The organism is Paludibaculum fermentans, from assembly GCF_051172195.1.
Taxonomy (GTDB): Bacteria; Acidobacteriota; Terriglobia; order Bryobacterales; family Bryobacteraceae; genus Paludibaculum; species Paludibaculum fermentans_A.
In genome coordinates, this window is record NZ_JBPJAQ010000001.1 from 1,865,337 (window position 1) to 1,884,909 (window position 19,573).

General features: G+C 58.0%; 12 protein-coding genes. 7 read left to right on the top strand and 5 right to left on the bottom strand.

Features of this window, described 5'->3' with window-relative positions; all coding sequences use genetic code 11:
- Nucleotides 1-1,398 precede the first annotated feature (1,398 nt).
- Together ACR9Y2_RS07565 and ACR9Y2_RS07570 are read left to right on the top strand one after the other, a co-directional pair.
- Nucleotides 1,399-2,019 (top strand): hypothetical protein, encoded by a 621-nt coding sequence (locus tag ACR9Y2_RS07565; RefSeq protein WP_435040462.1) that lies wholly within the window; start codon nucleotides 1,399-1,401, stop codon nucleotides 2,017-2,019.
- 31 nt (nucleotides 2,020-2,050) lie between these two features.
- Nucleotides 2,051-2,188 carry a hypothetical protein gene (locus ACR9Y2_RS07570; protein ID WP_435040463.1) on the top strand — a complete coding sequence of 46 codons (138 nt, stop codon included), beginning with the start codon at nucleotides 2,051-2,053 and terminating at the stop codon, nucleotides 2,186-2,188.
- A gap of 252 nt (nucleotides 2,189-2,440) precedes the next feature.
- On the opposite strand, the gene ACR9Y2_RS07575 is transcribed toward ACR9Y2_RS07570, so the two are convergent.
- Complete coding sequence (locus ACR9Y2_RS07575; protein ID WP_435040464.1) at nucleotides 2,441-3,298, bottom strand: hypothetical protein; 858 nt, start codon at nucleotides 3,296-3,298, stop codon at nucleotides 2,441-2,443.
- 935 nt (nucleotides 3,299-4,233) lie between these two features.
- Here ACR9Y2_RS07575 and ACR9Y2_RS07580 point away from each other — a divergent pair.
- Entirely contained in the window at nucleotides 4,234-6,795 is a 2,562-nt protein-coding gene (locus tag ACR9Y2_RS07580; protein WP_435040465.1) for a hypothetical protein, read from the top strand.
- A gap of 2 nt (nucleotides 6,796-6,797) precedes the next feature.
- On the top strand, nucleotides 6,798-8,327 hold the full coding sequence (locus ACR9Y2_RS07585; protein ID WP_435040466.1) for a ComEC/Rec2 family competence protein: 1,530 nt from the start codon (nucleotides 6,798-6,800) through the stop codon (nucleotides 8,325-8,327).
- Between the two features lie 1,568 nt (nucleotides 8,328-9,895).
- Here the strand turns inward: ACR9Y2_RS07585 and ACR9Y2_RS07590 are convergent.
- From ACR9Y2_RS07590 to ACR9Y2_RS07605, 4 genes are all read right to left on the bottom strand, one after another.
- Nucleotides 9,896-11,110 (bottom strand): MFS transporter, encoded by a 1,215-nt coding sequence (locus ACR9Y2_RS07590; protein WP_435040467.1) that lies wholly within the window; start codon nucleotides 11,108-11,110, stop codon nucleotides 9,896-9,898.
- A 5-nt stretch (nucleotides 11,111-11,115) separates the two neighbouring features.
- Entirely contained in the window at nucleotides 11,116-12,003 is an 888-nt protein-coding gene (locus tag ACR9Y2_RS07595) for a dihydrodipicolinate synthase family protein (RefSeq protein WP_435040468.1), read from the bottom strand.
- Nucleotides 12,004-12,013: 10 nt separating this feature from the next.
- On the bottom strand, nucleotides 12,014-12,646 hold the full coding sequence (locus ACR9Y2_RS07600; RefSeq protein WP_435040469.1) for a GntR family transcriptional regulator: 633 nt from the start codon (nucleotides 12,644-12,646) through the stop codon (nucleotides 12,014-12,016).
- Nucleotides 12,647-12,711: 65 nt separating this feature from the next.
- The gene (locus ACR9Y2_RS07605; RefSeq protein ID WP_435040470.1) at nucleotides 12,712-13,626 is read right to left on the bottom strand and encodes a dihydrodipicolinate synthase family protein; all 915 of its coding nucleotides are present in this window, start codon (nucleotides 13,624-13,626) and stop codon (nucleotides 12,712-12,714) included.
- 139 nt (nucleotides 13,627-13,765) lie between these two features.
- On the opposite strand from ACR9Y2_RS07605, the gene ACR9Y2_RS07610 reads away from it, so the two are divergent.
- From ACR9Y2_RS07610 to ACR9Y2_RS07620, 3 genes are all read left to right on the top strand, one after another.
- Entirely contained in the window at nucleotides 13,766-16,909 is a 3,144-nt protein-coding gene (locus tag ACR9Y2_RS07610) for a TonB-dependent receptor domain-containing protein (RefSeq protein WP_435040471.1), read from the top strand.
- A complete protein-coding gene (locus ACR9Y2_RS07615; protein WP_435040473.1) occupies nucleotides 16,910-18,121 on the top strand; it encodes a sialidase family protein in 1,212 nt (403 codons plus the stop codon). It abuts the gene before it with no gap.
- A 112-nt stretch (nucleotides 18,122-18,233) separates the two neighbouring features.
- Nucleotides 18,234-19,562 (top strand): DegT/DnrJ/EryC1/StrS family aminotransferase, encoded by a 1,329-nt coding sequence (locus tag ACR9Y2_RS07620; RefSeq protein ID WP_435040474.1) that lies wholly within the window; start codon nucleotides 18,234-18,236, stop codon nucleotides 19,560-19,562.
- Nucleotides 19,563-19,573: the final 11 nt, after the last annotated feature.

A 19,573-nucleotide genomic window follows, 5' to 3' on the forward strand; every position in this document is an offset into this window, starting at 1 on the left:
TCGTGTGGCGCGTCATCCGCCTCGTTGCGAAGAACGAGTACGTACGTTGCCGCCTCTTCTTGCGGCTTCAAAAGTTTGACCAATTCAGTTCTGAGGTTCAGGCGTTGGAGAACTGACCACTCCGGCGCTAAGCATAAACGATCGCATGTGTCGCCTGACGTGATGGGCAGCCTCGCTCACCGTACTCTTCCGATTGGCCTGGAGCACTGTAGCAAGTTCTGTCAATGTGCCCTCCCGAGCGGACATAGGCGCATGGCAACCCGGTATTGCGTTAACTCCCAAAGCACATCGTTCCATCTGATTGCTAATCCAGGGCGACCGATTAGTCGTCCCGACTCATGGACCAATTCCCCTTGAAGCAGTCCTCTCCTAGTCGGCCGACGGCCGATGGCGGGAAGCGGAGGACAGAAGCCGATCATTCCCGTTGGTCACTTTCCAGTCTTCAGCTCCACGTGTGGGTCGAGCACTGACTAGGACGCAGTGGATCCCCCTTGAGCTAAAGTCCCGAAGCCGTAGTCAATCTTGTAGCTGTTCGTTGCTTCCAGTCTCCTAATCCTTCCACGGGCTTCAACGGGTTGGCCGTATCTAGTTGAACCGTAAGCAGCTGAAAACGGGGCGCTTCGTCGGGCGGCCGAGAACCGACTTGGGCGCAGTGGATCCCCCCGGAATTGTGTCTTTGTTTTCAACAGGTTGCAAAACCGCCCTATTGAGCCTTGAGGAACCTTTAGCTACAAAACCGCGGTCGAGCCTGTTCTCCTCACTGCCGAGGCGTCTCTGAGCGGCTCCAACTGATTGATTCTAAGCGCCGTCTTGCCGGCACCATGTGAAGTAGCGCACCTGCAATTGCGGCAGGTGCTCTCCTCGGCATAACACCCTTTCTTGTTGCCAGAGCCGCAGAGCGACAACGAGGCAGCTCTCACACGCACTACCCAGGGACTGCGAAGAGGCGCAACTGCGCCAGAACCTTGGCGTTGAACATCTTCATAAGAGCATCCCACTGGGCCAGAACTGTGATTTACGAACGACTATTTTTGTGGGAAACGCGCCGTCGTTCGATTCAGGTTTTGAGGTGTCCCTCATTGGCCGGTTTTCAGGTGTCCCCCGAGGTGATGAAACCTCCACGATCGAGATGCCGGTGGCTAACGTCTCTTCGAAGATGCGCAACTTCCGCTCGATCGGCCAGCGCCGTCCCTCTGCAGAATCACTCGTCGGTTGGAATCTCGATCATGTTGATTGTGCTGATGACGGCCAGCATCAGCGCCTGCACCCCACCAGTAACAGGCGGCTATGATCGTATGACTACGGAGCATAGACAAGGCCGCGCTTACACTTAGACGCAATACGGATACTTCCACAATTTTCTTGCACGTTGTATAAGACTTAGTCTAAGATCGTGCTATGGCAACTGACTATGGCGCGTGGCTGAAAAATGCACGAGCAGCACTCACCGAACTGCAGCGCCAGAAGGACAGTTTGCGCGCTCAGCAGGAGAGTCTGCGACTCGAGGAGCAAGAGGTCGACCGTCAGATCAACGGCATGGCGCAGACCGTGAGTGGACTCGCGTCACTGGTGCCTGCGGAGTTGCCAGAGCCGAGTCTTATGGGCGTCCTTGAGTTGGTCGGCAAGACAATTGTCGACGTTGGAATCACCAACCGCATCCGCGCCATTCTAAAGGTGTCCGCTTCACGCCAGTTCTCGGCCGTTGAGGTTCGTGATGAGCTGCGTCGCACCGGCTTCTACGTTGGCGAATATGCCAACGCACTTGCCACGATCTACACTACGCTCAGACGCATGGTCGTGGCTGGCGACGTCGTAGAACATGCAGGTGGGGACGGGAGGCGGTACCAATGGAATCCGGTTCCCTCAGCCCTGAGGTCATTGCCGAATGACTCCGATCCCAGACCTGTAGCAGTCCTCAAGTTGCCTCCCGTAGAAAAAGTGGCGTCACGGCGGCGACGGATTGCGAAGAAGACCATGCGGCGTCCTGTTGTTCCGACGCCACCGAGCGGAGAGGCCTAGGAGTGAACAGGGTAGAGAGACAGGTATGCGGATGAGGCTACCAGCTAAAGAAGAATTCGACGCTATTCGCTTTGTGGTCTGGAGCGTCTTCGAAATCGTGCTCATGCTCATCGCCATGGCAAGCGTCCTCGTGTATTCGTTCGACCACATTCCCCATTTTGGGAAGTAGCCGGCCGTACCTTCAGACGAACAGCATCATGTCTCCAGCCCCTAGACCATTCTGTAGCTGTCCTAAACTTCAACTTCCGGGTTCAGGCAGAATCCAGACTCCTCAACACGCTACCCGCAACCCACCAGACTGTAGGAATTTGAAGTCAAGGGCATCCACGGAGCATGCGGTGGCGGCCCCGGACGAAGTGAATCCACCTCAAGCTGTGTCCAACGCACTCAGCAGGGACAGTTGCCCCAACGCAACTCAGAGTCATTCGTCCGGAACCTGTTCAACCGGAATCGTTTCGACGGAGACTCTCCCTCTGCAGTACGCCCCGAAGCCATCCAGTAGCCTGTGTATCATGTCAAAACAGTGAATGATGAATTCCTCGGTCATAAAGAAGATCCATGGCTCACCGCCGCGAGTTGAGTTCGAAAACCACGCCTGCCAACTCTTCTGCTCGACATGAGCCGCAAACTCCTTACATCTCTCTCTTGGCCATTCAAAGCCATTGTGAAACATGAAATTCCTGTAGTCGAACAGGGCCTCAAGCATCCGGGGGAGGCCATCCGGCAGGTGCTTCTTTAGGCCCACTGCCTTTGCAAGTTGTAAGATTCCCGAGACGAGGTTCTCCGTAACCACTGTCGTCTTCCGTTCGTAGTGGTAGTGACAATTCCAGAAGGATTCCGGATCTGTCATTTTGCAGCGATGATGATCCGACGAAATCCCCGCAGTCACAAAGTACCGCGTCCTGATGCCCTGAAACGCCTGATAGAACATGGACTCGTACATCGGCGCAAGCATCCCGAGCGCCGCCATACTGTGAGCAGCACTTTGGTAGACGGAAAGATAAAACGTCACGCCGAACTCTTCCATTGCCCGTTCGTTGCGCCATCCGGAGCTCTTCCGCGCGTATTCGTCTAGCTCCTTCATTGCAGCATCCACTCGCTTGTCGGCTTCAGCGTTACGCTGCAACAGACCTGAAATGGCGATAAGTTGCTGCTCATAGTCCAAATGCTCAAGGATAAGGCCGGCCATGTCCCGTTCGGTCACTTCGGGGATGCCGATCCCGGCGTCTTGCAGGAACATGTTGTTGAGCGTTTCGGCGTCGTTGGCCTTTTCTTCCATCACCTGTTCACTATCTCATGGTGTGACGATTCCGTGGACCTGCAACCCATGGATTGGCCTGCTGAACGTCAGCATCGAGCAGACGGTGGAATTCTTCCTAGATACGAATGGCGGCACCACTGATGGCGCGTTTGCGCGAATCTGAAGGGGCATAGAGATCGAGGGCTGCGCTGGGTGGTCGGGATCAAGGGCAGGTTCACTAGCCGTACCGATTACGTCCTGAGTGCCCTGATCTGAAAGACGAAATGCAACGGAAACAGGGTGGCGCGAGTGGCATTGGCTATATTCAGATCCGAGTTCGAAATCTCAGGCTGTAGATCATTCTGTAGCTGCTTGGAGCTTCTGGATTCAACCTGCCCCCACAGACTTCAACGGGTTGGCCGTATCTGTTTGAAACGTAAGCAGATGAAAACTGGGCACTTCGTCGGGAGGCCGAAAACCGACTTGGGCACAGTGGATCCCCCTGAAAATAAGTCTTTGTTTTCAACAGGTTGCAGAGCAGCCTTGTTGAGCCTTGATGAACCTTTAGCTACAAAACCACGATCGAGCCTCTTCTCCCTACTGCCGCGGCGTCTCTGAGAGGCTCCAACTGGTTGATTCCAGACGGCGTCTTGCCGGCACTATATGAAGTAGCGCACCTGCATTTGTGGCAGGTGGTCGTCCAGGGAATGCCTCGCAAGAATACCTAGTCTGCGGGTTACCAACTATCCGTCGGCACCCGTCAAGGCAGCGCTTCCACGAGTAGCGCGTTAGGACTTAGAGTTATGCGTTGGCCGACCTCACCCATTACGGGCCGTTGTGAATACCGCAAGTTCCATGCCGAGCTAGATCCGCCCGTTCGACCAGGCCTGGCTCCAAACACGGCACCGAAAGAAACTCGGCAAGCCATGTCACTAAGCGTGACGCGTTCTCGCTTTAGTGTCTGAGAGGCTTAAATGAACGCTTTGACTCGCACCGGAAGCCGCCAGCGGTGTCGGACCCTTGCGGCTTTGATCACGCTGGCATTGATCATTGAACCCGTCCCGGCCGGAACTAGATCCGGCGCCGTCCGCGTAACGGTTGGAGAACCGAGCGTCTGGTCGCTTGAACAGGCTCACTATCTTCTGGAGCGCCTCAGAAACAAGAACGGCAAAATCGAAGCTGCGCCGTTCACACAAACGGATCCCAACGCCGTGAACAGCAGCCGTTTGGATGCCGTGAGACGCCTCTTTGGATTGCGGGTTGAATACGACCAGACGGTTGGCGCGAAAAATCGGGCATTGGAGGGACAATACGAAAGCAACGTCGCTATGCACACGGTTTTCGAATCGCAATGGCGCGAATCTCTCGACGAGCAAGGGAAAGTGAACGCCGCGCTTCATGCGGCGCGAGTTGAGCTTGCGCGTATGGGCACTGCGGCGTCAACTGCGGAAGACCGGCAGGTCAAAACCGCCGAGATCGCCGCGCTTGAGAAGAACAAGGCAGAGATTGAAGCGCGGATCACGACAGTGCAGGAGGCGATGGGCTCCGTCGTTGCCGCGCCTGCATATACGAGACCTGATGCAGGCGGAGTCTTCCCGACCCTTCCGGACTCCATGGATCCGACGGTGATCAAGTCGGTTCTGAAGCGTGCGGCAGACCACCAACCGAGCCTGGATGCTTCCGCAGCTCTCGACAACCACATTCAATTCAACTACGAGTTGATTTCTAAACAGCTCACTCTCCTCAGGGACGAGGTTGGACCTGGCAAACGGATCCTGTTCCTCGAACTGCCGCAAACCGTTTTGGGCGTGCCTGGCAAGGGCGACGATCATCTGGCCCAGTCCTGGTGGCGTGTGGCGGGAGTACTGCGAGGACGACTTGAGGACGGTGACTCTGCTGAGAGCAAGAGGCTGCCGGGCAGATTGCCACCGGAAACCTGGACACAAGCCAAAGAGAACAAGCTGACGACTGGTTCGGTTGACGCAGGAGGCGACCGCTATCGCAGGTGGAAGTATCTCCGCTATGAAAGAGTCGCTAGCGATGACCCAACGTCCCGCTTGGTCGGCTCGGTGCGCAGCGTCGAACTGATTCCACGAATCAGCGCACTGAACGTCGCCGACACCCATTCCGTAGTCAAGACCTCGGCATTCAGTGTAATCGGCAGTTTCCTTTGGGGATTAGGCGCGCAAATGAACTACCAGAAGCAGCGCGAAACATTCGAACAGTTCCTTCAACAGGAAGTCTACGCATCGGGCCACGGAAAGGGCTTGCCGGAATTCGGCTGGATCTTTGGACCGAAACCCGGCTCGAAGGCGATTGCGCCCGGTATTAGGACGACGTACGCGGTGCTAGTCGTACCGGATGACGCGGCCTATCTGGAACTTACAGGACGCGGATGCCAATATCACCGAAAGACGACGCCGGCAGTCGTCTATCCGGACCTCTCCAAATTCCACCTCTATCAAAAGACAGACGACATCGAGTGCGGTGTTGAAACGTCATTTCAAGTCCAAGTACCGCCTGTTGAAGAAGGCTTTTCCATCTACGAGATCGACTACATGCCCGCCAAGACAGGGGAACGCGCGACTGTGATACTTCGAGGTTTCGACATTTCGCCGCAGATCAGCGTCCTGATCAACGGTATTCCGCTCACCAAAGTTCTTGCCCTTGGCAGCCCCAGAGCGTGGGTCGACGAGCACGCCGAGAACAATGAGTCGATTCGCGGGCAGGTGGAATACTTGAGCTCCAACGAGCTGGCGTTTACAGTCTCGATGCCTGCCGGTTATGTAGGCACGCCTAAAATTACACTGGTAACGCCAACCAAGGCGTACACGCTAAACCGACTTCGATTCCGAAGGGTCGCCGGTTGCGGCGTCACCACTAATCGCACGGGCTGTCCAGCGTTTCCAGAAGACGGCATCGTTCTCGACGAGTTCACAAAGGATTCATCACGGCAGCTATTCCAGCCCGCTCTCTCGATCAGTAGGGTAGACGCCGTGTCGTTCGATAGCTCGACACAAAGGATCGGGCTCGCTGCTAGAGGACGAAGGTTCGACGAAAAAGTTGTATGGCTTCTCAACGGGAACAACACGGCATGCCAAGCAAGCAGCATCACCGCCGTAACAGCTCGCCTGGACTGTGACCGGCCTGACGCCTACACATGGATCGCCGGAGCGATCGGCCACCACGCGGATACTCCGGAAACGGACAGTTACTCGCTGAACGACCCATATCCGCCAGTCATTCAGAAGTTCGAAGTTCTGGAGACAAAAGCGGAAGTGGTGAACGAGAAGGACCCGTCCAAGAGCAGCCCTGCAACGGCCAAGATCCTGTTCACCGGGAAATTCTTCAACGCCAAACAGGTCTGGAAACTGGCCGGCGTCGGCGAGATCACTCAACTGGAGTTTCGCTCGTCAAAGGAGGTGGCCGTCTCCATCAGCTTGAAGAAACAGGCACTCAAACTGGAGTTTCAAGCCGCCGGCGCGGTAAAGGACCCCATTGAACAACACTTTGTAACGATCAAGGAGTGGAAATAGCCATGCCTAGCAGTGACTTCACGCACTACGTCAAAGCCGATCTGGCGCGGGTTTACGATTCGACGGAAACGGAAAAGAAACTCCTCGCGACGCTCGCCTGGGGAGACAAGGTCGAAGTTATTTCGGAAAACGCGAAATCCGTGGAGATCAACATCGACGCCGCCACGGAGGACGCCGACGGATCGTTCAACATCGTGAAACGCTCGGGTTTCATTTGCACCGAACCTAGGAAGGTGATCGCTCCCCTCAAAAATAACAAAGTCCTGAAGTTCGACTTCGTCGACGTGCAGCAGGGCGACGGCATGGTGATCGAGACGCCCGGCGGAAAGATCATGCTGGTGGACGGTGGAGACAACCAACTCTTCGCCAGGTACCTTGCGGCGCGATTCCGCGGCTCATCGGATGACCAGCCCAAGGAGATCGATTGCATTCTGGTTACACACGGAGACGCGGATCACTTTGCAGGATTGGTCGAGATTCGCAAGTCGGAAAAGAACTCGAACCCGGCCAAGCGGTTGTTCATTCATCCTTCCCGGATTTTCCACAACGGTCTGGTGAAGCGCCCTTCGGATCGCGAGCAAAAGGACCTACTCGGCCCGACCGTCAAGAGCGGCGATGAACTTCTCTTGACCGGCTTGGTAGACGACCTTGTGACCGATGTGACGGCCGAAGAGATGAACAAGCCGTTCCGCGAATGGCGCAAGGCCATCGAGACGTTCCGATGTCGCGGCGGAGTGCAGATGCAGCGCCTTCAGCGCGGCCGCGACGATGCCTTCGGGTTTCTGTCCGACGGTGAACCTGAGTCAATAAAGGTGACGGTGCTGGGGCCGATTCCTGTGCGTCATCAGGGCAAGGACGCGCTGAAATTCCTCGGCTCTCCTTCAAAAGTGGCGCGCCAGGACGGGGACGGATTGAATCTGAACCTTAAAGAAAGTAGGGGCTTGTCCGCTTCGCACACAATCAACGGGCACTCGGTCGTGCTGCATCTTCAGTACGGCGATTTCGGTTTCATGCTCGCAGGAGATCTAAACGCCGAAGCGGAAACGGTGCTCGTTCGCGACCACAACAAAGGAGAGATATCGCTAAAGGCGGACGTCCTGAAAGTGCCTCATCACGGCTCGGCGGATTTCAAGAGTGCATTCCTCAAGGCCGTGGCCCCGGCGATTTCGGTAGTGTCCTCCGGTGATGAATCGTCACGAAAGGAGTTCATTCACCCGCGGGCAAACCTGGTGGGAGCGCTCGGACGCTTCTCAAGCCTGGACGAGCCGCTGGTCTTCGTCACCGAAATGGTGGCGTTCTTCGAGATGGTTGGCTTCGTGTCGCCGAAGGAAGCGGATGCCAACAAGAAGGACAGTCCTCCCGCTAGATTCTTCGCCTTCCGGCGCTCCGCGTTCGGAATTGTCAAGGTGAGAACGGACGGAAAGCGAATCCTCGTCTACACCAACAGTGGCATGAAGAAGTTGAACGAAGCGTATGCATTCACGCGCGGCACGGACAGGGCGTTGAAAGCCGTGAGTGTCACCCAGGTGTAGCGCCGAACATCACTTAACAGCCAGAGGTCGCTGCCCTGCTGTCATGACTCAATCAAGCCCGGGGCCGCGCTGTCGACGGAGGCGGCGAGGTGGGCAATTCTCAAAAGGGGCGGGGTGCCGGCGGGTGCGCCTGCAAGCGGAGCAAGACCACTGTATTGTTGACTGTCAATATGAAACGGTCAAACGGCGTCTGGCTTTCGCACATCCGGCTGGAGCCGTTGGCTCCTAGCATCCGTTCGCCGGCGCCAAGGCCTCGTCCATCGCGGATTTAGCGGAGCGGGCCCTCGCGTCGGGCTATCGTCGCTCCGGTTGACCTGCAAGGTCCAAGACTCCGTGGGCGGTGGTCGATCCAGACAGCATTAGGCAACCCCAGACTGGGAAGTCAGAGGCCGAAAAGAAGCTGTTTTCTCAATGTTGTGCGACGCTATCAACAAATGGAGAACTACATGCAACGTGCCAAGGAGCGCAAATGCAATCGCCAGTTCCCGTCCGAAATCATATGCTGTAGATCATTTTGTAGCTGCCCGGTGCTTCCGGATTCAACCGGCTTCCACCGACTTCAAGGGGTTCGCCGTATCTGCTTGAAACGTAAGCAGATGAAAACAGGGCGCTTCGTCGGGAGGCCGAAGACCGCCTTGGGCGCAGGGGGTCGGGCGTTCAAATCGCCCCGCCCCGACCATTTACTATCAACCACTTACACGCGTACTTGGACACAAAAAGCAGGGGCTGTGTCAAAATGAGCGCCTGCTTTTCACGTCACTTGCGGGGCACTGTGTCAAAACCCGGCTGACACTCGGCTTACTGGTCGAGGTTCATAAATGGCAGCGTTGACTCGTGGCTGAAGTATCAGCCCTCTGTCTGCAGGATCGTTCGCGTCGTCCGTTCGTGTGCTCGAGGTTCGGATCCCAAGCTAGTCACGCGGTTGGACCCCGTCTCCGCTCCAAAAAATCAATAGCCTGCAGGGAATTCGGACGAGCGAGCGAACACTCACGGAGTAATCGCATTTACTGATTCCGTCGAAGCCAACGCTTATAGGCCTTCGCTGAGACACCCTTGGCGTCGAGGCTGGCATGCCACTGTCGAAAAACTGTGGAAGACATCTTTGCGGCCGATCGCCGAGTAAGCAGAGCAATGTTGTAGACAGCCTTGTTCGGCGACGACCCGCGATGCTGAAGAACACCCAGTCAAAGCCCTTTCACCTACAGGCAGATGTTCCGTGCTCTCTGGAGGTAACGTTCCCAAAACGTCCTCGCGGATGTCGGCCCGAGTGCTGGCGCAAAATGGGAAAAGAGCGCCTCTACTTCTGCCGGTGAACAACTTCCCTCTGTTCGGCCCGAGGAAACCGGATCTTATTTTCCAGATGAATGTGCAGGTGGAGGTCGTGTTCGAGTTCGTTGAGGCTGCTCATGAGGGCGCGAAACGTAACACAGGCGTATTCAGGTAACTCGAAGTGCTTGGTGATGCTCCTGGTCTCTAGCAAAGCTGCGCCCGCATTCTCGTGCTCAAACTCCGTCATGAGCACGTTTGGAAGCTGAGTAAATCCTAGCGGTGGGAGCCTGGCGACAAGATTAGGACCCAACGGCAACGGAACGAAACGCCGCCGCGAGGATGCGCTGGCGGATGGGTCCGAGTAGCAGCACGGTCGCAAAGAAAAGAAGCACGGCGGTGCAACGCAGCGCACCGTCGATGCCAATGTGGGACTTTAGCATGCCAGCCCCTAGTGCGGTAACACCGCCGGTGAACGCTCCGACAAAATTGAACAGCCCGTACGCCGGCGCGCGCTGCTCGGGAGTGGCGGTCAGGCAGAGCAACGGCATGATGTTCGCATCATAAAAGCCGCGGCCGAGTCCATAGGCCGTGATGGCTGCTAACACGACAGCGGCCTCGTTGGCAGCGCCGGCCAAGAACAGGAAAACCGCCGAGATCACGAAACCGACCGCCGGCAGGTACACGCGTGCGAGCGAGTTGACTCGGCTCCACCGGTCGCTTGCCCAACCGCTCGCAAAAATCCCCGCAAAGCTACCAGCCTGCAGGAAGAACGCCGAGGAAAAGCCGGCTTGAACCAAACTCATTCCGAATCGCTCATACAAATACAGCGACATCCACGTCATCACGACCCAACCCGCCATTCCGAACAGGGCGAACACTGCGATCATCGCCGGCAAACCCGGAATGGCTACCACGCTGCGGAAACGAATTGCGGACTGCAGACTCACAGACCTCTTTTGAGCGGAGGACGGGAGGGACCAGGCGAGAAACGCAGTATATATCAGCCCGACCAGACCGAGGAAAATGAACGGCGGTCGCCAACCAAAATGTTCGCCCATCCAACCGCCCAGCGCGCCGCCCAAAACCACGCCCATGTAGATACCCGACTGGTGAAGCGCGGTAGCGCGGCCTCGACTGCGATCATCGTGAAACTCGGCGACCAGCGCCAGGCCTGCCGGCAGGTAGAACGCTTCGCTCAAGCCCATCAGCGCTCGAGCCGCGATCAGTTCCACAGGAGTGCGAACGATGCCGGTGAGCAGCGTGACCGCTGACCAGAAGAGCAGACTCAACAGAATGACACGGCGCACCCCGAGCCGTGCGGCGACGAAGCCGCTGACCAAACTGGCGGCAGCGTAGAACCACAGGAACGAGGTAGCCAGGAGGCCCAGTTGTGCATCGCTCAACCCGAGGTCCCGACGCAACAAGGGCAACAGGCTGAAAACCACCTGCCGATCCAGGTAGTTCAGCAACGCAACAAACCACAGCAGCCAGACGAGACGCCAAGCAGTTGCCATTGAGTTCAGCGCGGTGCAATCACCTCGGCGAAGCCCTCCCGTAGTAAGTCCGTACGCAACGATTCTTCCTCCGCCGTAGTCATATTCACGCGAGGCGACAGCACTGGACCGCAGTCGAAACCCTGCCACCGAAGGATCACTTTGCAGGCAGACAGGATGTCGTAATGCAGGCAGACGTGGATCAGCCGCCGAATCCGCTCACCCGCTCGGGCAGCCGCGGACCACCGTTCAGCCTGGCATTCCGCGTAAAGCTCGAGCACCCATTCCGGCACAACGTTATAGAACGTTCCGATGCCGCCATGGGCGCCGAGCAGGAGTGCGGACGCAAGCACTTCGTCGCGTCCAAACAGAATGTTCGCGCCCGCCCGTACGGTTTCCGACATCCAATCCAGGTTGTCGGCGGTGTACTTCAACCCCGCGACATTAGGCAAAGCACACAGTGCCAGAAGATCGTCGCAACTCCTGACGGCCGGCGACAGACTCGGGAAATAATAGACATACAACGGCAGCGGCGAGGCTTGAGCCAAACGGCCGTACCAGTCCAGCAGTTGGCCGCCATTGCTCGCTCCGGGAGGAGGGAGACTGCTGATTGCGGTTGCACCGATCTTCGCAGCATGGCAGGCAAGATCGATTGCGTCGGCTACCCGCATCGCACCCACGTGGACCACCACCTGTGCATGGGCCGGGGAGTTGCGAACCGCAATTTCGGCCAGCCGCTTGCGCTGGGCACTAGCTAGCTGCCAGCCCTCGCCGGTCTGGCCAGCCACGTATAAGCCGTGCACTCCGCTACGGTATAGACGGCCGATGAGAGCTTCAAGCGGAACGGATTGAACGACTCCGGAACTGTCCATCGGAGTCGGAATGGCGGGGAGAATTCCTCGAATGGTAATCAATCGGCTGTACTCACAGGTTTAGATGATAGCGGACGCATTCGGCGGCAGATTCAGGGACAATTCCGGCCAGATATCCTAAGTACTGCTGATGCTGCGCGTGAAGCAGTTCTGCGGTCATGTCCTTACGGCCGAGGTTGAATGCCGAGACGTAGGTGAAATAAGGGCGGCAGACCCGGCGCAACGCTGCCGCCAGCCAGGCGTTTCCCGACAGTTCCCAGATCTCCTGGTGGAACGCAAACTCAGTTAAGGAGCAGTTGGCTGCTCCTCCTTGCGCGTATGCGTCGTCGATGTCGCGCTGCTTGACCGCGAGGCGGACAAGATCTTCTTTTGTGACTAGCTCCCTGGCCGACTCCAGCGCCATCACTTCCAGGGGTTGCCGCACCTTGACGATCTGCTGCAGATCCTTCATTGTCAAAGACGGTACGCGAAAGCCACGATTATGTTCGTGGCGCAGCAGCCCTTCTTCGGCAAGGATAAACAGCGCCTCGCGGACTGGCCCGCGCGACACCTGGAACTCGGAGGCGAGCAGCGAGTCGGAGATCTCCTGGTCGGCTTGGAACCGTCCACTGATCAAGGCATTGCGCAGGGCGTCCAGGATATTTCGCCGAATCGCAGCTGGCCGTGCTGGCGCGAATGAACTCATTGGCAACCTCAGGTTACGTCAAAGGGAATGGATTGTCAAACGTCAACTGCTGACATTCGCTCCCATCACTTTGCCCAGTCGGCGTACTTTTCCCGCAAGATCGCCTGACATTCCTCGAATACCTCCTCGGAAAAGGTCTCGTAAGGAGAAAGCAATCGAAGGGGCATCGCGATGCCCGCAAGACGGACGATCGCCTTATCATAGGCGCCATCGATCAGGTTCTGCCGGCGCATCGGCGCAATCACCTCTTCGACCGCTCGAAGGTACTCGGATTGAAATGTGAAGAGTCTGTCCCACTGATGGGTACGCCCAAGATCGAACAACTCCCGAGTGCGCTGTGGGATCAAAGGGCCGAACGGAGCGAGGAATGAACACTCGCCGTGGAGACAACCGGTGGGGAACATCGACTCACCCAGAAAGTGCTGCAGATCGGGCGCATTCCGGAGCAGATCCATCGTAGTGAGGACGTTGGTGCCCATGTTCTTGGTGGCCACCAGATTGGGGACCGCATCAGCGATACGGCGATAGTCGGAGCCCGTCAGGACGCGCTTACTCCGCATCAGGTTGTAGTGAAGAAAGTTGCAGTCCGGGAACGACGAACACACGTCAACGAAGAACCGGAGCAGCTCAGTGTCGTTCAGCGCTCCCCAGAACGGCAGCGAGATTTGGAAGTCGCGGAAGCCGAGGTTGTAGGCAATGTGAAGGCGCTCCCGTACCTGAGCTGTCGATAACGCGATCACGCCGACCTGCGCTCGCACGCCCTCCACGGACGTCTCTGCGCGGAACAGCTCAGCCACCTGCCGGAAGCGCGAGGTGTCGACCGCATAGCCCTCACCCGCCGTGCCGAACGTGTAGAGATGCGTGAATCCTGACGCCAGCACATGGCGTATCTCCTGCCGGAATACCTCTTCCAGTAGGTTCTCTTGTTCATCCCACGGGATTTCACAACTGATGAGTATCGCCTGCGGGTAGCGCGCCACGTTTGTCCTCGGTCCAGCGTAGGAGATTACTTTCAAATTGTCAACTGTTGACATTTAACTCCGTGCGAGTTACATTCAAGCTGCTCCCTGGCAATCCAAGGATGTAAATACGAACTTCTATGTGAGGCGACCGATGTGGATGCGAAGCATATTCGTTGCGGCTCTTTTCCCGGTGTGCATGCTGGCGCAAATGGCCGAATTGAATGGACGGATCACCGACGAGAGCGGCGCGAGCGTGCCAGAGGCTTCAGTTCGAATCACCAACTCCGACACGGGCCTGGAAAGGCACACCGTCACAAATGAGCGAGGAATCTACAGCGTTCCGAACCTCGTTCCCGGGCCGTACCAACTCTCCATCAATAAGGACGGCTTCCGTCCGATTACTCGGAGCGGAGTCACCCTGGCCGTGCGGCAGACTGCCGCCATTGACTTCACGTTGACGGTCGGTGGTGTCACCGAACACGTGGAGGTAACAGCCGAGGCGCCTTTGCTGGAGACTGCTCGCACATCGGTGGGGCACGTGATCGAGAACCGCAAGATTAACGAACTGCCGCTCGTCGGCCGCCGGTTCCTGGAATTCGCTTTAATGGGCGCCGGTGTCAATCAGGGTCGACCGGGCGACGTGCGCGCATCGCAGCAGGGCGTCGCGATCAGCGCCAACGGGCTCTACACGAAGAACAACAACTTCATGCTTGACGGCGCCGATAACAACGAGAGTTATCAGAACCAGTTCGGTGTGTCTCCTTCGGTTGACGCTATCGCCGAGTTCAAGGTGGAGACGGGTTTGTATTCAGCCGAATTTGGCCGCGGCGGCGGCGCTATGGTGAGCGTCGTCACGAAGTCCGGCACGAACGACTTCCACGGCGTGCTATTCGAATTCCTCCGCAATGACGTGCTGGACGCCCGCAACTATTTCGCATCCAGCAGCGAACGGAAGCCGCCGCTGCGCCGCAACCAGTTCGGCGGATCGATTGGCGGACCGATACGCCGCAATCGGGCGTTCTTCTTCGCCAACTACGATGGAACCCGGCTTCGCAGCAATGGCACCAGCACTTCCGTCGTGCCTAACGAAGCACAGCGCAGCGGCGACCTGTCGTCGTTCAAGGCAGTCATAGACCCGCTGACACGCGCCCCCTTTCCGGGCAACCTCATTCCAGCCGATCGGGTCTCGCCGGTTTCTCGCAAGCTGCTCGCGTACTGGCCACTCCCGAATGCAACTGATCCAGCCCGCAACTATGTGTCGTTCCCGCGCACGGTGAATGATCTCGATAATGCGCTGGGCCGGGTGGACCTGGCAATGACCAACGCCGACACAGTCTATGTGCGTTTCGCGATCAATCGCAACCCCTATACATCGGCCGGCACCGCGCCCTTGGCCGGCGGTAGGCGCAGCGAAGACACCGCGCACGGAGCCGTACTCAACTGGACGCGCGTGGTCAGTCCAAAAGCTCTGAACTCCGCCTCAGTCAGTTACAACCGATTTCTGCAGGACAGCTTCGGCCAAAACAATGGGCAGCCCTTGGCGGCCGGGGCGGGCGTAACTGGAATCTCGACGAACCCGCGCGACGTCGGATTCGTCGAGAGCATCGGCTTCTCCGCCGGTACGGGCTTTCTCAGCCTGGGGGAGGCGGCTGTACGCATCCGCCACGTTACCACCTACAATGCCAGTGACACGTTCAGTTGGATGACCGGCGGCCATTCGATCAAGGTCGGCGGCGAATTCCGCAATGCGCAGGTCAACGTCTTTCAGACTGCCGGAACCCAGGGACAGTTCACGTTCAACGGCCAGTACACTGGGGGGAACGGGTTCGCGGAGTTCCTTCTGGGCATCCCGTCCAGTTCCTCGACTTCAGTCACTGGAGGCCTGTTGTACCCTCGGCGCCGGGCCATGGCTGCGTTCGTTCAGGATGACTGGAAGGCTTCGTCACGGCTCACCCTGAATCTTGGTCTGCGATACGAGCTGAACTCTTCGCCCAATGACAAGCGCAACCAGCTTTCCAGTTTCGATCACACAACCGGCACGTTGATGTTTCCCCAAGATTCCGAGTTGGGCGATTTCTTTCAACGCGTGCGCCCGGACCTGAAGATAGGGCGCCTCTCGGGGAATACGCTTTACGATACCGACAGCAACAACTTCGCTCCTCGAGTCGGGCTCGCTTACCGGCTGACGAACAAGACCGTGTGGCGGTCGGCATTCGGAGTGTATTTCCTGTCGCCCGAGCTGAATTCCGAAGGGAACACGGGCAATTCGCCGCCCTTCCAACTTCGCGTTGACCAGGTAGGTAACCAGGGCACGCCGAATCTTTCGTGGAACCTGCCCGGCGATCCGATCCTGCTGCGCAATGCAGAGTTTGGGATTTTCACGTTCAACGCCGACCGCGCCTTCCGTCTCGGCTACATCACGCAGTGGATGGGCGAGATTCAGCACGAGCTTGGACGCGGATGGGTGGTGCGGACTGGCTATGTGGCGAACAAAGGGACAGCGCTCGATACGCACCTTGTGCGCAACCAGCGGGAACCCGGCGCCGGTACGGCGTCATCGCGACGGCTGTTTGCCGGCTTCGCCCGCATTCGGTCCTACGAATCGAACGGCTGGAGCAGGTACAATTCCTGGCAAACTACCGTCGAGAAACGAATGGCCCGCGGTCTGAGTGTGCTTGGCACTTACACCTGGGCGAAAGTCACCGACTTCGGCTGGACGCAAGACATCTGCTGTCAGCAGGACATCAACAACCTCGCAGCCGAGAAAGCACTCGCGAGTCATGATCAGCGCCACCGATTCACTACGAACGTGCTTTACGACTTACCCTTTGGCGGAGATAGCCGCGGCGTGCTGAAGAAGGTGATTGCGGGCTGGCGCAGCGGGGCGCTGTTGACGATAGCCAGCGGCTTCCCTGGCAACCCCACCGTGTCCGGCAATCCCGACAACGTGCCCGACAACACCGACCGTCCGAATCGTATTGGCGATGGGAGCGTCAGCAACCCCTCGCCCAATAAGTGGTGGGACGTGACAGCGTTCCAGAAGCAGGCTCCATTCACGTTTGGGAATTCAGGTCGGAACGTTCTAACGGGACCGGGATCGTTCAACATCGACTTCATCGTCAGCAAGGACACGACCATCGGTGAGAGCAAGCGACTGGAGTTCCGATCCGAGTTCTTCAATCTAACGAACACGCCCAACTTCGGCCAGCCGAGCGCCGACATCTCGAATGCAAACTTCGGACGCATCACCAGCGCTCGTTCTGCCCGTCAGATGCAGATGGGGCTTAAGCTCTACTTTTAGATGATGATGACCCGTCGTGATTTCACATTCGGCGCGCTGGCGGCTCCACTCGGTGCCGCGAGCTCAAGCGGTGCCGATCTGGTGGATAGTATCGAAACCGCCACCCTGTTCCGCTATGAGGATTTCGGAAAGAGCTGGTTTACGCCGCGAGCCTGCGTCGTGCCGGGCCGCACCCCGAAACTCGTCATGACAATGCAGCAGGTGACCGGTAGCGACGTATTCCATCACGTGCAATGGCTCGAATCCTCCGATCGTGGGCGAACCTGGTCCAAGCCCGAGCCTATTCCCGGAATGGGGCGGCGGCAAATGGGCGACGGTCTGGAGGAAGGCTACTGCGACACCGTTCCGGAATACCACGCGCGTACTGGCACGGTGCTGGCCATGGCCCACAATGTTTACTACAAAAACAACGTGTTGACGATGCCGTGGGAACGCCGCTGGCCGGTGTACGCCATCCGGACAGCGAAAGGGCAGTGGCTCCCCCCGAAGAGGCTGGAGTGGAACGACCCGGACGCGACCGGAATGTATTCGGCGAACTGCTCTCAACGGGTCACCTTGGAAGACGGCAACGTCATAGTGCCCATCACCTATGGTCCACTGGGCAGGCCGGATCACGGGGTGACGTCACTCCGCTGCGGGTTTGACGGTGAGCGCATGAAGGTGATTCAACGCGGAAGTGAACTTCGGTTGCCGGTCAAACGAGGCTTGCTCGAGCCCTCCATAACACGGCGTATTAAGAGCAGGTTTTGGATGACAATGCGGGCTGAAGACAATCGAGGCTATTTCACAACGTCTAGGGATGGCTTGAACTGGGAGAAGATGCGACCCTGGAGCTGGCAGGACGGCACGCCGCTCGAGATGTCAACTACCCAGCAGCATTGGGTCACCCATAGCGACGCGCTGTATTTGTCTTACACGCGAAAAGCGCCGGGCAACGAGCGAGTGGTCCGTTGGCGAACGCCGCTTTGGATGGCGCGGATTGATGAAGAAAAGGGATGCCTGATCAAGGAGACCGAGCGGGTGGTCCTGCCTCAGCGCGGAGACGGCGGCGCCAACGGATACGATGCCTGGTTTTCCGGTAACTTCAACGTGACTCCACTCGACGCGCATGAGTCCATCATCACCGACGGCCAGTCGAATCCCGCCCGCGGCTACGTCGGAGATGTGCTCATTGCGCGCATCCGTTGGAAGAAGCCAAACCGCCTGGCTTGATAACTGGCTGCAGGAATGCCGCCGCTCCTGCGGCCCCGTTTTGTTCGCGCATGGATGCTGTGTAAGCGGCCCGGAAGGCTCAGGTGTACACTGCCGAGTTAGAGGTGATCTCGTGAATCGACGTAAATTCCTCGCTGGTTCAGCTGCCGCTGGTGCCATATTGTCGACAGCGCCACGCGTGCAAGCCGCGGCCAGCGACAGACCCGCCATTCTCGGCGGAACGCCCGTCCGGCGCAACCCATTCCCGTCGTGGCCCATTACAGACGAGCAGGAAGAGAAGGCCATCCTATCTGTACTGCGCAGCGGGAAGTGGAACCGCGGCATGGGCCAGGTCGTGAACCGGTTTGAGGAGAGCTACTCGAAGCTCATGGGCTCGCATCGCTGCCTCGCCACCGCGAACGGCACCTCCGCCCTTCTGGTCACACTCAACACGATGGGGATCGGTCCGGGCGACGAAGTAATCGTACCCCCGTACACTTTCGTAGCCACCATTAACGCGATCCTGCAGGTGGGAGCGTTGCCTGTCTTTGTCGATAGCGATGGCGAGACGTTCCAGATTGACGCACGGAAAATCGAAGCGAAGATCACGTCCCGTACGGTCGCGATCATGCCCGTGCACCTGGGCGGCAATGTCGCAGACCTCGATACCATCATGGCGATCGCGAAGAAGCGCAATCTGCCGGTGATCGAGGATGCCTGCCAGGCGCACCTCGCCGAATGGAAAGGCAAAAAGGTGGGCACGTATGGAAAAGCAGGCTGCTTCTCGTTCCAGGCATCGAAGAACCTGAACTGCGGAGAAGGCGGCGCCATCATCACGGATGACCCGGAGTTCACCGAGCGGTCCTATGCATTCCACAACAACAGCCGGCGGCGCGCGACGGCAGGCTACGACTTCAGCTACGTCGCGAAAGGCTTGAATCTTCGGCTTACGGAGTTCCAGGCCGCGCTCTTGTTAACGCAGATGACCCGCCTTGGCAAGCAGGCCGGCACGCGCGAACAGAATGCGCAATACCTGACGCAGATGCTGACGGAAATACCCGGCATCGCGCCTGCCAGGATGTATCCTGGCTGCACCCGCAACGCGTACCACCTCTACATGTTCCGGTACGATCCAGGGCACTTCGCCGGCCTCACGCGAGCAAAGTTCATGGAGGCCATGGCAGCCGAGGGCGTCCCGGTGTCGGGCGGATATGCGCCGCTCAACAAAGAACCCTTCATCGTGAACACGATGGAGAGCCGCGGCTTCAAGCGTGTGTACAGCGATAGGCAGCGCTCGCAATGGGCGGAGCAGAACCAGTGCCCGGTAAACGACAAGCTGTGCTCCGAAGCCGTCTGGCTCACGCAGACGCAACTGCTCGGACCCCGCTCGGACATGGCTGAGATTGCTACGGCCATGCGCAAAATCAGGAACTCGGCAAGCGAGATCGCTAAAGGCTCATGAGATTTATAGGT

Excerpts from the sequence above, each read along its gene's own strand:
- ACR9Y2_RS07575 (WP_435040464.1), bottom strand. The coding sequence starts at position 3,298 with ATGGAAGAAAAGGCCAACGACGCCGAAACGCTCAACAACATGTTCCTG.
- ACR9Y2_RS07590 (WP_435040467.1), bottom strand. The coding sequence starts at position 11,110 with ATGGCAACTGCTTGGCGTCTCGTCTGGCTGCTGTGGTTTGTTGCGTTG.
- ACR9Y2_RS07565 (WP_435040462.1), top strand. The coding sequence starts at position 1,399 with ATGGCAACTGACTATGGCGCGTGGCTGAAAAATGCACGAGCAGCACTC.
- ACR9Y2_RS07615 (WP_435040473.1), top strand. The coding sequence starts at position 16,910 with ATGATGATGACCCGTCGTGATTTCACATTCGGCGCGCTGGCGGCTCCA.
- ACR9Y2_RS07580 (WP_435040465.1), top strand. The coding sequence starts at position 4,234 with ATGAACGCTTTGACTCGCACCGGAAGCCGCCAGCGGTGTCGGACCCTT.
- ACR9Y2_RS07585 (WP_435040466.1), top strand. The coding sequence starts at position 6,798 with ATGCCTAGCAGTGACTTCACGCACTACGTCAAAGCCGATCTGGCGCGG.
- ACR9Y2_RS07610 (WP_435040471.1), top strand. The coding sequence starts at position 13,766 with ATGCGAAGCATATTCGTTGCGGCTCTTTTCCCGGTGTGCATGCTGGCG.
- ACR9Y2_RS07600 (WP_435040469.1), bottom strand. The coding sequence starts at position 12,646 with ATGAGTTCATTCGCGCCAGCACGGCCAGCTGCGATTCGGCGAAATATC.
- ACR9Y2_RS07570 (WP_435040463.1), top strand. The coding sequence starts at position 2,051 with ATGAGGCTACCAGCTAAAGAAGAATTCGACGCTATTCGCTTTGTGGTC.